We start from the raw sequence: 12,038 nt of genomic DNA on the forward strand, positions 1-12,038 counted from the left end.
GGGTGCAGGGGAGCGGGCTGGGGCGGGTCACCGTGCGGTTCGAGACGCCTGAGGATTCGGGGCCGGGGCGGGTGCGGACGTTCCGGACCGATGATCCGGAGTTGGAGGCGGCGGAGCCCCTGCCGTTGGTGGGGCGGGGGGACGAGCCCGCGGTGCCTCTGCCGGTGTCGATGGTGGGGCGAGGCGGCGAGGTCCGGTCGGTTGGGCGGCGTTCCGAGGCTCCGCCTGTGGTGCCGGGATCTCTGGAGAGTTGAGGCTTGGATCACGGTCGGTGTTGGTAGGGCGCGGGCGCGCTTGGAAGGCTGAGGTTGGGGCGCGCCTCCGTGCCGTGCAGGTCAGTCGCCGGCGTCCGGCACGCGACGTTCCGGGGTTCCGGTTCCGGTGCGGGCGCCGATGCTTGGCGCACCCGTGTCCCACCCCGGCACCCTCGAACACCCCGGCAACTCCAACTACCCCACGCACCCCACCCCTTCGGACTTCGGAGTGGGCCGCCACCTTGCCGAAGTCGCGGTCCGGGAGCGACGGAGCCGGGCCCACGTCCAGGCCGTAGTGGTGGTACAGCTGGAGTTCCTGGTCCGGGGAGAGGTGGCGGCCCACTCCGAAGTCCGGGGCGTCCTTGATCAGGGAGCGTTCGAAGGGGATGTGGAGGGTGCCCTCGATCAGTTCGCTGGGCTCCAGGGGGACGAAGGCGTCCCTGGAGAACAGGCCGGTGCGTATGGCCGCCCACTCCGGTTCGCCGGTGGCGTCGTCGAGGTAGACCTCGTCGATCGTGCCGATCTTGGCGCCGGTGCGGTCGAACGCCTTGCGGCCGATCAGGTTGCGCGGATCGATGTCGGTCTGCACGGGACCTCCTCCTGCTCGCAACTCATCCGTGAACACTACAAAAGAGCACATTGAGGCCGGTGGCCACTCGAAAGCCGGGCTCCAGTGCTCGCTGGTAGGCTGACGAACGGCTGCTGACCCCGTGCGGGAGAGTCCTCCAGACTTCATCGGAGGCGCCGAAGGAGCAAATCCTCCCCGGAATCTCTCAGGCTCACGTACCGCACGGACGAGGTCACTCTGGAAAGCAGGGCGGGTGCCGACGGCGTCGACGGCTTCCGCTCTCACCGACGGTGAAAGCCGGGTTCCTTCGGGATGCCCGGTGAAGCTCTCAGGTTGAGATGACAGAGGGGGAGGCCGTCCGGGCACCCCACAGCCGTGGTGTCCCTCGAAGGTCGTGTCCGACCAGGAGGCCTCCCAAAATGACCGCCCCTCGCACTTCGCTCTCCGAGCTCGAACAGGGCATCCCGTTCGAGCAGCGCCACATCGGTCCCGACCAGGAGGCGCGGGCCAAGATGCTCGCGCAGGTCGGCTACGGCTCGCTCGACGAGCTGACGGCCGCCGCGGTCCCCGATGTGATCAAGAACGCCGACTCCCTGGACCTGCCGGGTGCCCGCACCGAGGCCGAGGTACTGGCCGAGCTGCGCTCCCTCGCGGACCGCAACGAGGTCCTCGGTTCCATGATCGGGCTCGGGTACTACGGGACTTTCACCCCGCCCGTGATCCTGCGCAACGTGATGGAGAACCCGGCCTGGTACACGGCCTACACGCCGTATCAGCCGGAGATCTCCCAGGGGCGGCTCGAAGCCCTGCTGAACTTCCAGACCATGGTCGCCGACCTCACCGGGCTGCCGACCTCCGGCGCCTCCCTGCTCGACGAGGGCACGGCCGCCGCCGAGGCCGTGGCGCTCTCGCGGCGCATGGGCAAGAACAAGAAGGGTCTGTTCCTGGTCGACGCCGACGCGTTGCCGCAGACCATCGCCGTGATCCAGACCCGCGCCGAGCCGGCCGGCGTCGAGGTCGTCGTCGCCGACCTCAGTGAGGGCATCCCGGCGGACATCGCCGAGCGTGAGATCAACGGTGTGCTCGTGCAGTACCCGGGCGCCTCCGGTGCCGTACGCGACATCAAGCCGCTGATCGAGCAGGCGCACGGGCTCGGTGCGCTCGTCACCGTCGCCGCCGATCTGCTCGCGCTCACGCTGCTCAAGTCGCCGGGTGAACTGGGTGCGGACATCGCGGTCGGTACGACGCAGCGCTTCGGGGTGCCGATGGGCTTCGGCGGGCCGCACGCCGGATACATGGCCGTGCACGAGAAGTTCGCGCGCAGCCTGCCCGGACGGCTCGTGGGCGTCTCCGTCGACGCCGACGGACACAAGGCCTACCGCCTGGCCCTCCAGACCCGCGAGCAGCACATCCGCCGCGAGAAGGCCACCAGCAACATCTGCACCGCCCAGGTGCTGCTCGCCGTCATGGCCGGCATGTACGCCGTCTACCACGGGCCCGAGGGGCTCAAGGGCATCGCGCGGCGGACGCATCGGTACGCCACGATCCTCGCCGCCGGACTCGCAGCAGGCGGTGTCGAGGTCGTCCACGGTGGCTACTTCGACACGCTGACCGCGCGCGTTCCCGGCCGGGCCGCCGAGGTCGTCGCCGCCGCCCGCGAGGACGGCGTCAACCTGTACCTCGTGGACGCGGACCGGGTGTCCATCGCCTGCGACGAGACCACCACCCGTGCTCAACTGGCCGCCGTATGGACCGCGTTCGGGGTGGACGGTGACGTAGAGGCGCTGGACGAGACCGCCGAGGACACGCTGCCCGAGGGGCTGCTGCGGACCGACGCGTATCTCACGCACCCGGTGTTCCGGGACCACCGTTCCGAGACCGCGATGCTGCGCTACCTGCGTCGGCTCGCCGACCGTGACTACGCGCTCGACCGGGGCATGATCCCGCTGGGCTCCTGCACCATGAAGCTCAACGCGACCACCGAGATGGAGCCGGTCACCTGGCCCGAGTTCGGGCAGCTGCACCCCTTCGCGCCCGCCGAGCAGGCCGGGGGATACCTCACGCTCATCCGGGAGTTGGAGGAGCGGCTCGCCGAGGTCACCGGGTACGACAAGGTGTCGTTGCAGCCCAACGCCGGTTCGCAGGGCGAGTTGGCCGGGCTGCTGGCGGTGCGCGGGTACCACCGGGCCAACGGCGACGAGCAGCGGACCGTGTGTCTGATCCCTTCGTCCGCGCACGGCACCAACGCCGCGAGCGCCGTGATGGCCGGGATGAAGGTCGTCGTCGTGAAGACCGCCGAGGACGGTGAGATCGACGTCGAGGATCTGCGGGCGAAGATCGAGCAGTTCCGCGACGAGCTGTCGGTGCTGATGATCACCTACCCGTCCACGCACGGGGTGTTCGAGGAGCACGTCGCCGACATCTGCGCGCAGGTGCACGAGGCCGGTGGGCAGGTCTACGTCGACGGCGCCAACCTCAACGCCCTTGTGGGGCTTGCCAAGCCGGGACACTTCGGCGGCGACGTCTCGCACCTGAATCTGCACAAGACGTTCTGCATTCCGCACGGTGGTGGCGGTCCGGGTGTCGGACCGGTGGGCGTCCGCGCGCACCTGGCGCCGTATCTGCCGAACCACCCCTTGCAGCCTGCGGCCGGGCCGGAGACGGGAGTCGGGCCCATCTCGGCCGCTCCGTGGGGCTCGGCCGGTATTCTGCCGATCTCTTGGGCGTACGTCCGCCTCATGGGCGGCGAGGGGCTGAAGCGGGCCACGCAGGTGGCCGTGCTCTCCGCCAACTACATCGCCAAGCGGCTCGAACCGCACTACCCCGTGCTCTACACCGGGCCCGGCGGGCTCGTCGCGCACGAGTGCATCATCGATCTGCGGCCGATCAGCAAGGCGACCGGTGTCAGCGTCGACGACATCGCCAAGCGGCTCATCGACTACGGCTTCCACGCGCCGACCATGTCGTTCCCGGTGGCCGGCACGCTGATGATCGAGCCGACGGAGTCCGAGGACCTGATCGAGCTGGACCGGTTCTGCGAGGCGATGATCGCGATTCGTGGGGAGATCGAGAAGGTCGGGTCGGGGGAGTGGCCGGCTGAGGACAACCCGTTGCGGAACGCGCCGCATACCGCTGCCGCGCTCGGTGGGGAGTGGGGGCACGCTTACTCGCGCGAGGAGGCTGTCTTCCCGGCCGGTGTCTCCGTTGCCGATAAGTACTGGCCGCCGGTGCGGCGGATCGACCAGGCTTTTGGTGACCGGAACCTGGTTTGTTCCTGCCCGCCGTTGGATGCGTACGAGGACTGAGCGCTTCGGAGTTCAGCTGCGGGTCCGTCGTGGCTGGGTGCGCCCCGTGGCGGAGCCACACATCGATACAGCCCCGCGCCCCTAGAAAAGGGGCGCGGGTGTTCACGCGGGATAGGAGTGGGTCTGGGTTGCCTTGACCGTTGCCCAGATCAACGCGCCCTGATGCAGGTCCAGTTCGGCCGCTGCCGGCGTCGTCAGGTCTGCTGCCAGAGGGAGTTCGCCCGTCAGGTCCACGCGGATCTGGTCGCCGTGGGTCTCCAGGCCCGCCACCTCGCAGTACCAGAGGTTGCGGGCGCTGGCGCCGGTGGGGCGGTCACGGAAGAGGGTTACCGCGCTGGGCGGGAACGCCACGAACACCTCGCCCCGGAGATCCTCCGTGGTGGTGATCGTAGGGCCGGTGTCGAGGGTGACCGTGTGGCCGTCGGCGTGGCCCTGGTAGAGGTTGAGGCCGACGAGTTGGGCGATGTAGTCCGTGCGCGGGTGGCGGGCGATGTCGGCGGGGGCGCCCTCCTGGACGACCGTGCCCTGCTCGATCACGATCAGCCGGTCGGCCAACACCATGGCGTCCAGGGGGTCGTGGGTGACCAGGACCGCGACCGCCTCGAACTCCGCGAGGTGGCGCCGGAGTTGGGCCCGTACGTCCAGGCGGGTGCGGGCGTCCAGGGCGGCGAGGGGCTCGTCGAGGAGCAGTAGGCGGGGGCGGGTCGCCAACGCCCTTGCCACGGCGACGCGTTGGGCCTGGCCGCCGGAGAGTCTGCGGGGCTTGGCGCCTGCGTGCTCGGCGAGGCCCATCCGCTCCAGCCACTCGGCGGCGATCGCGCGGGACTCCGCCTTGGTCGCGCCCTGGCAGCGCGGGCCGAAGCCGACGTTGTCGAGCGCGGTCAGGTGCGGGAAGAGCAGATAGTCCTGGAAGACGACTCCCACCGGGCGGGACTCCGGTGGCGTGCGGTCCAACTCCGCACCGTCCAGCCGTAGATGACCGTCCGTCAGGTGGACAAGGCCCGCCAGGGCGCGCAACGCGGTTGTCTTTCCGGCGCCGTTGGGGCCCAGCAGGGCGACGACGTCTCCGGGGGCGGCGGTCAGTTCGACGTCGAGGCGGAAGGTGCCGCGGTCCACGACGAGATGGGCGTCGAGGCCCTTGTCGGGGGTGGTGGTGAGGTCGGTCATGAGGTCGTCATCCAGCGGTCGCGGAGCCCTGCCAGGACCGCGATCGACACGGCCAGCAGGACCAGGCTGAGGGCGATCGCCGCCTCCGGGTCGTTCTGGAGGGCCAGGTAGACCGCGAGGGGCATGGTCTGGGTGCGGCCGGGGAAGTTGCCGGCGAAGGTGATCGTCGCGCCGAACTCGCCCAGCGCGCGGGCCCAGGCGAGGACCGCGCCCGCCGCGATGCCCGGGGCGATCAGGGGGAGCGTGACCCGGCGGAACGCCGTGAAGCGGGAGGCGCCGAGGGTCTGGGCTGCCTCCTCGTAGCGGGGGTCGGCGGCGCGCAGGGTGCCCTCGACGCTGATGACCAGGAACGGCATCGCGACGAACGCCTCCGCGACCACGACACCGGTCGTGGTGAAGGGGAGCGTGATGCCGAACCACGAGTCGAGCCACTGGCCCACGACACCGTTGCGGCCGAGGGCCAGGAGCAGGGCCACACCGCCCACCACCGGGGGCAGGACCAGGGGGAGCGTCACCAGGGCGCGGAGGAAGCCGCGGCCGGGGAACTCCGTGCGGGCCAGCACCCAGGCCAGCGGTACGCCCAGGACGAGGCTCACGGCCGTCGCCGCGGTCGCGCTGAACAGGGAGAGCTGGAGTGCCTGCCAGACCTCTGTGCTGGTCAGTTGGGACGGCAGGGAGCGCCAAGGGGCCCGTACCAGCAGGGCGAGCAGCGGGAGGAGCAGGAACGCCAGGCCTACGAGCGCGGGCACCAGCAGGGGGAGCGGTACCCCGCGGCCTGTCATCCGGACACGGCGACGCCGCGGCCCGCCCTTGAGGGTCTCGGCCGCGGCGTCAGCGGTGTCGAACCGGGTCACGGCTTGAGGAAGCCCGCCGCGGACAGCACCTTCTGGCCCTCGGCGGACTGCACCAGCGCGATGAACGCCTTGGCGGCGACCGCGTTGGGCGCGTCCTTCAGGAGGACGATCGGGTAGTCGTTGATGGCTTCGGCGGACTCGGGGAACTCCACGCCCTCCACCTTGTCACCCGCCGCGTGCACATCGGTCTTGTACACGACCGCCGCGTCGGCCTCCTTCAACACCACCTTGTTCAGGGCCGACTTGACGTCCTCCTCGTAGGACACCGGCGTGAGCTTCAACTTGCTTGCCGTCAGCGCCTTTTGGGCCGCGGCGCCGCACGGCACCGTCTTGTCGCACAGCACGACCTTCAGCGAGGACTTGGTGAGGTCCTTCAGGGAGGCGATCTTGTCGGGGTTGCCCGGCAGGGTGGCGATCTCCAGCTGGTTGCGCACGAACGTGGCCGGCGTGCCGACTCCGTCGCCCTTGTCCGTGACGATCGCCATGGTCTTGGGGCTGGCGGCGGCGAACACATCGGCCGGGGCACCGCTGGTGATGCTCGCGGCGAGGGTGTCGCTGCCCGCGAAGTTGAAGGTGACCTTGGTGCCCGGGTGCGCCGTCTCGAACTCCTTGCCCAGGGTCGTGAAGGACTCCTTGAGCGAGGCGGCGGCGAAGACGGTGACCGTGCCGGACATCTTCGGGGACGCAGAGGCCGAGGAGTCGGACTTCGAGGAGGACGAGTCGTCGCTGGAGGAGCAGGCGCTCAGGGCCAGCAGCGCGGCGGCTCCCGCCCCGGCAACCTGAAGGGTCCGGCGGGTCCGACGCGCGGAACGGGTCATCACGGTTCTACTCCTCTGATTCTGCCGATATGGGGTTGTCGCGCCCTTGCCCGGCCGCAACGGCCGTGCCGCGATGATACTGCCGCATTTGCGAGGCAGAAGTCTCCTGTCGCATCGCATGAGCTGCACTGTTCGCTTGTGGGGTGCGCATGTGCGTTTGTACGGGAGGGCCGTCCGGGTACCACCATCCGGGAGGTGATGGCTCGTGACGCTCGCGCAGCTCGACCTGACGGGGGACCTCGCCCGGCCCACCCGGCTGACCGTGCCGGACCTGTCGAACTGGCCGCTGCACCGGGTGCGGGTCAGCTTCGAGTGCGCCACCAGCGGCACCCAGGAGCACCGCTTCGCGGGCCCTCGGCTCTACGACGTCCTGTCCTCGGCCGGCCCCGGCTTCGACCCCGTCCGCCGCAAGGACCGGCTGCGCTTCCTGATCGCGGTCAGCGGTACGGACGGACACCATGCGCTGCTGTCCTGGGCCGAGATCGACCCCGACTTCGCTCATGCCCTTGTTCTGCTCGCCGTGAGCATCGACGACACCCCGCTCGACCGTGCCGGACCGCAACTGGTGCTTCCGCAGGACCGTTGCGGGGCCCGGCACATCAGTGGGATCAGGGCGATACGGGTGGACGGGGCGTATGGCGCGGCGAGTTGGCCAGTGCCAGCCACACCCGGTCGCGGGTCAGCGGAAGTTCGGTGAAGCGGACGCCCGTCGCGTCCCGCAGCGCGTTGGCGAAGGCGGGCGCGACCGGGTTGAAGGGGCTCTCGCTCATCGACTTGGCGCCCAACGGGCCGATGGCGTCCGCCGTTTCCATGAAGTGCACCTCGGTGCGCGGCACGTCCGCGTACTGCGGGAGCCGATAGCGCCGGAACGCGGCCGTCTCCACCGCGCCCCGCTCGTCGATGCGGACGTTCTCGAAGAGGGTCGCGCCGAGTGCCTGGGCGACCCCGCCCTCGACCTGGCCCCGGCACTGCATCGGGTTCATCACCTTGCCCGCGTCCGCCGCGTGCACACTGCGGAGGATACGGATCTCACCCGTGTCCGGGTCCACGGCGACCCTGAACCACTGCGCGTTGAAGGCCACGGAACGCGGGGTGCCACCGAAGTGTCCGTCGGCGGTGAACTCCGTCCCGACCGCCGCGCCGGCCGCGTGCAGTTCCTTCAACGACAGACGGCCACCAGGATGGAGTACGGCTTCCTCAGCCAACCGGCAGTCCGTGCGCGGGAGTTGCAGATGGGCGGCGGCGAAGTCGAGCAACTGGTCGGCGAGGGCGCGGGATGCGCGCAGCGTGGCCTTGCCCGCCACCACCGTGCCCGTGGAGGCGAAGGCGCCCGTGTCATGGCGTACGACGTCCGTGTCGGACTGGCGGACGGTGATCCGGTCGACGGTGGTGGCGAGTTCGCCGGCGGCGATCTGGCGATGGACCGTGGTCGTGCCGTTGCCGAACTCCGCTGTGCCCACGGCGAGATCGAAGCCGCCGTCGGGGAGGAGGCTCGCCTTCGCGTCGGCGATGTGGCCGCCGGGCGGGCCCGTCGCGATCATCGCCAGGGCCGCTCCTTCGCCGACCAGCCAGCCTTCAGGAGCTGCCTCCCAGGGCTCTGTCCGTGCACGGCGCACGATCGACACGCACTGGTCGAGGCCGTAGCTCGCGATGTGCAGGTCCTCCTCCTCGCCGCCGGGGGAGAGCATCGACTCGCCCGGGCCGATGATGTTCCTCGCCTTGAACTCCAGTGGATCCAGGTCCAGTTGGCGGGCCAGTTCGTCGAGGGCCGACTCCACGGCGAACATCACCTGGCCGAGGCCGTAGCCCCGGAAGGCGCCCGCTGGGACGGTGTGCGTGTAGACGGAGAAGGCGTCGACCTTCTTGTGCGGGGCGCGGTAGACGGCCATGGACTCGCCGACGCTGTGGAACATGACGGCGGGGCCGTGGTTGCCATAGGCGCCGGTGTTGGAGACAACTCGTAGCTGGAGTGCGGTGAGTTGGCCGTCGCGGCGGGCGCCCACCTTCACGTTGATGGTGAACGGGTGGCGGGTGGTCGCGCCGTAGAACTGTTCGGCGCGTGTGTACTCCAGTTTCACCGGGCGGCGCAGGCGCAGGACCGCGAGGGCGACGATGTCCTCGACGAGCATCTCCTGCTTGCCGCCGAAGCCGCCGCCGACCCGGCCGGCGACCACCCGCACCTGCTCCTCGGGGAGGTCGTAGAGCGCGCAGAGGGCGCGGCGGGTGAGGAACGGGGTCTGTGAACTGGTGCGTACCGTCAGCCTGTTGTCCTCGTCGAACCACGCCACCGCGCCGTGCGTCTCCAGGCTGGCGTGCTGGACGCGCTGGGTGCGATACGTGTCCTCGTACACCGCATCGGCCTCCGCGAAGCCTGCCTCCACGCTGCCGATCTCGCCGTGGGCCTCGCCGACCACGTTGTCCTGGGGGCGGGAAATGCGGGCCGTGGCCGCGTCCTTGTCGTGGACGACCGGGGCTCCGGGGCGCATCGCCTCCTCCGGGTCGAGGACCGCGGGCAGGATCTCGTACGTCACCTCGACGCGTCGGCAGCCCTCCTCGGCGGCGGCCTCGCTGTCGGCGACGACGGCGGCGACGCGCTGGCCGACGTAGCGGACGGTGTCGTCGAGGACGCGAGTGTCGTCGGGGTCCTCCGTGGGGTGCTCGTGGCGGGCCGTGGAGAAGTGGCGTTCGGGGGCGTCGTAGTGAGTGAACACCGCGTGCACGCCCGGGACTTGGAGGGCAGCCGTGGTGTCGATCGCGGTGATGCGGGCGTGGGCGTGCGGGGAGCGGAGGAGCTTCATGTGGAGCAGGTCGGCGATGTCGATGTCGAAGGTGTAGCGGGCCTTGCCGGTCACCACCTGGGGGCCCGCGGGGGCGGGGAGGTTGCGGCCGACCGCCTCGCCCGCGCCGGGTGCCTCGGCGTGGCATACGCCTCGTACGGCGTCCTCGATGGCGCGGTAGCCGGTGCAGCGGCAGAGGTTGCCCTTGAACGCCCTTGGCAGGTCGGTGAGTTGGTCCTCGTCCAGGGCGGCCGTCGTCATCAGGAAGCCGGCCGTGCAGAAACCGCACTGGAAGCCCTGGGCGTCGAGGAACTTCCGCTGGACGGGGTGGAGTTCACCGTCCTCGGCGGCCAGTCCCTCGACCGTGGTGACGGTACGGCCGTCGGCGCGGAAGGCCGGGTAGAGGCAGCTGTGCACGGGCTCGCCGTCCACGTGGACCGTGCAGGCGCCGCAGTCGCCCGCGTCGCAGCCCTTCTTCACGCCGAACCAGCCGCGGTCGCGGAGGTAGGTGCGCAGACACTGACCCGGGCGGGGGTCTTCGGCGAAGGACCGGCCGTTGATCTCGATCTTCATGCTGCCGTCTCTCCCAGCTCCAGCTCCGGTTCCAGCTCCCGGCGGATCTCCTCCGCGTAGCGGAACGTCATGTGCGCCCGCCACTCGGGAAGTCCGTGGATGTCGTCGAACCACTCGTCGTCGGCGACGGCGGAGGTGATCGCTGTGCGCAGTTCCTCGGCCGTGGGCCGCGGCGGGAAGCACAGGCGAAATGGGCGGACGGTCGAGGCGGTGATCGTCAGCGCGAATGAGCTGTCTTGCGGGTCCAAGGAGCCGATGACCAGGACTCCGGAGCGGCCGAGGCCGTAGAGGGAGGCCTGGCGGAAGGCCGTACGGCAGGTCAGGGCGCGGGCCGCAAGGACCTCGCCGACGGCGAACTCCTCCGCTCGATCACCGTCCCGGCCCGCGCCCGCGCCGGTGACGAAGTCGGCGACGTGGACGCGGCGGTGTGTGCCGTCCTGGGCGAGGAGCAGGCACTCGGCGTCCAGGGCGGCCGTGAGGGAGATCATCGGGCCCGCGGGCAGGGCGTTGCAGAGGTTGCCGCCGACCGTCGCCATGTTCCAGATCTTGAAGGAGGCGAGGAAGGCGCGGCAGCACTGTTCGACGAGCGGGGCCGCCTCGGCCGTCAACTCCTTCGCGAAGCGGGAGAGTTGGGCGATCGTGCAGGTGGCGGCGATCTCCAGGGAGCCGTCCGGGAGCCGTTGGACGGGGGTCCAGCCGGTGCGGCTCAGGTCCACCAGGCGGCGCAGGTGCGGTTGCGGCTCGGAGAAGAGATACGTGCCGCCGCTGAGCCAGGCGTCGCCCGGCCGCCAGGGGGTCGGCTGCCGGGCGTCGAGGATCTCGGCCACCGTGTTCNCCCGGCTCGCGCGGGAGATCAGCGGGGTGACCGTGACCGACCTGGAGGACCCCGCGCGGTTCGTGCGGCGGGACGAGGTGGTGCTCAGCGGGCTGGTGTGGTGGACCGCCGAGGACGGGCCCGGGCGGGCCGAGCGGTTCGTGTCCGCGTTGCGCGGGGCGGGGCCGCGGCGCTGCTCGCCGGGGAGGAGACGCACGGCTCGGTGCCGGACGACCTCGTCGAGGCCTGTGTGCGGCACGGGCTGCCGCTGGCCGCCGTGCCCGCGCACATCATGTTCCGCGCGATCACCGACACCGTGTACCTCGGGCGGTGGGGCGAGCTGAGCCGTCGGCACGCGCTGCCGGAGAGCGTGCGGGGGCGGTTGGGTCGGATGGCCGCGCAGGGCGCCGGCCCGGGGGCCGTCGTGGCGACGGCCTTCGCCCACCTCGAACGCGCCGTCGCCTATGTCCTCACGCCCTCCGGGCGGACGGTCGCGGCGACACCGGGCGCGGCCGCGATACCGGCGCGGGAGGCGGCCGTACTGCTGGCGGAGGCCGTGCCCGTCGACGCGGACGGGGTCTCGCCGTACGAGCGCTGGCACCTCTATCTCCCCGACCCCGACGACGCCCCGCCGCGCATGCTGCACGAGCTGGCCTCGGTGCTGGGGCGCTGCCAGGAGGCGCGGGTCCGCGCGCGGGCCGAAGAGCGGCAGACGGCGGACGAGTTGGGGGCGCTTCTTGCCGCGCCGGGCGTCGATGTGGCGGTTGTGGCGGCGGCGTTGCGGGCCTGTGGCCTGCCGGCCGAGGGCCCCTATCGCGTACTGGTCGCGGAGACCGGGGCACAGCGGGCCGGGTTGGCCTAGGGGGCGTTGGCTGAGGTGGTCGCGCATGTGGTGCGGGGGGTGGGGG

At 70.9% G+C, this 12,038-nt stretch carries 8 protein-coding genes, 2 pseudogenes and 1 riboswitch; of the genes and pseudogenes, 4 read left to right on the plus strand and 6 right to left on the minus strand.

Features of this window, described 5'->3' with window-relative positions; translation table 11 throughout:
• Window positions 1–254: pseudogene (locus JHN63_RS53315) on the plus strand (DNA polymerase IV); the annotation flags it as partial.
• Between the two features lie 223 nt (window positions 255–477).
• On the opposite strand, the pseudogene JHN63_RS39380 reads toward JHN63_RS53315, so the two are convergent.
• Window positions 478–843: pseudogene (locus JHN63_RS39380) on the minus strand (PRC-barrel domain-containing protein); the annotation flags it as partial.
• A 114-nt stretch (window positions 844–957) separates the two neighbouring features.
• A riboswitch (glycine riboswitch) is annotated at window positions 958–1,053 on the plus strand.
• Window positions 1,054–1,241: 188 nt separating this feature from the next.
• Between JHN63_RS39380 and gcvP the strand changes: the two are divergent.
• On the plus strand, window positions 1,242–4,127 hold the full coding sequence (gene gcvP, locus JHN63_RS39385; protein WP_200689910.1) for an aminomethyl-transferring glycine dehydrogenase: 2,886 nt from the start codon (window positions 1,242–1,244) through the stop codon (window positions 4,125–4,127).
• A 102-nt stretch (window positions 4,128–4,229) separates the two neighbouring features.
• Here the strand turns inward: gcvP and JHN63_RS39390 are convergent, their stop codons facing one another.
• The 3 genes from JHN63_RS39390 to modA are packed head-to-tail and all read right to left on the minus strand — an operon-like array spanning window position 4,230 to window position 6,966.
• Entirely contained in the window at window positions 4,230–5,294 is a 1,065-nt protein-coding gene (locus JHN63_RS39390; RefSeq protein ID WP_200689911.1) for an ABC transporter ATP-binding protein, read from the minus strand.
• Window positions 5,291–6,148: a molybdate ABC transporter permease subunit gene (modB, locus tag JHN63_RS39395; RefSeq protein WP_200689912.1), complete on the minus strand. Its 858-nt coding sequence runs from the start codon at window positions 6,146–6,148 to the stop codon at window positions 5,291–5,293. Before modB ends, JHN63_RS39390 begins: the two co-directional genes overlap by 4 nt.
• The gene (modA, locus tag JHN63_RS39400) at window positions 6,145–6,966 is read right to left on the minus strand and encodes a molybdate ABC transporter substrate-binding protein (protein ID WP_200689913.1); all 822 of its coding nucleotides are present in this window, start codon (window positions 6,964–6,966) and stop codon (window positions 6,145–6,147) included. Before modA ends, modB begins: the two co-directional genes overlap by 4 nt.
• A gap of 205 nt (window positions 6,967–7,171) precedes the next feature.
• Between modA and JHN63_RS39405 the strand changes: the two genes are divergently transcribed.
• Window positions 7,172–7,663, plus strand: a complete 492-nt coding sequence (locus tag JHN63_RS39405) for a molybdopterin-dependent oxidoreductase (protein ID WP_200689914.1) — start codon at window positions 7,172–7,174, stop codon at window positions 7,661–7,663.
• On the opposite strand, the gene JHN63_RS39410 is transcribed toward JHN63_RS39405, so the two are convergent.
• On the minus strand, window positions 7,575–10,316 hold the full coding sequence (locus tag JHN63_RS39410; RefSeq protein WP_200689915.1) for a molybdopterin-dependent oxidoreductase: 2,742 nt from the start codon (window positions 10,314–10,316) through the stop codon (window positions 7,575–7,577). The two genes, JHN63_RS39405 and JHN63_RS39410, sit on opposite strands and share 89 nt — an antisense overlap.
• Window positions 10,313–11,170 (minus strand): FAD binding domain-containing protein, encoded by an 858-nt coding sequence (locus tag JHN63_RS39415; protein WP_200689917.1) that lies wholly within the window; start codon window positions 11,168–11,170, stop codon window positions 10,313–10,315. Before JHN63_RS39415 ends, JHN63_RS39410 begins: the two co-directional genes overlap by 4 nt.
• A 183-nt stretch (window positions 11,171–11,353) precedes the next feature.
• Between JHN63_RS39415 and JHN63_RS39420 the strand changes: the two genes are divergently transcribed.
• Window positions 11,354–11,992, plus strand: coding sequence for a hypothetical protein (locus JHN63_RS39420; protein WP_200689916.1), 639 nt, complete (start codon window positions 11,354–11,356; stop codon window positions 11,990–11,992).
• Window positions 11,993–12,038 lie beyond the last annotated feature (46 nt).

The sequence above is a fragment of the Streptomyces sp. MBT65 genome (genome assembly GCF_016612545.1).
GTDB lineage: Bacteria > Actinomycetota > Actinomycetes > Streptomycetales > Streptomycetaceae > Streptomyces.

Excerpts from the sequence above, each read along its gene's own strand:
- gcvP (WP_200689910.1), top strand. The coding sequence starts at position 1,242 with ATGACCGCCCCTCGCACTTCGCTCTCCGAGCTCGAACAGGGCATCCCG.
- JHN63_RS39390 (WP_200689911.1), bottom strand. The coding sequence starts at position 5,294 with ATGACCGACCTCACCACCACCCCCGACAAGGGCCTCGACGCCCATCTC.
- modA (WP_200689913.1), bottom strand. The coding sequence starts at position 6,966 with ATGACCCGTTCCGCGCGTCGGACCCGCCGGACCCTTCAGGTTGCCGGG.
- JHN63_RS39410 (WP_200689915.1), bottom strand. The coding sequence starts at position 10,316 with ATGAAGATCGAGATCAACGGCCGGTCCTTCGCCGAAGACCCCCGCCCG.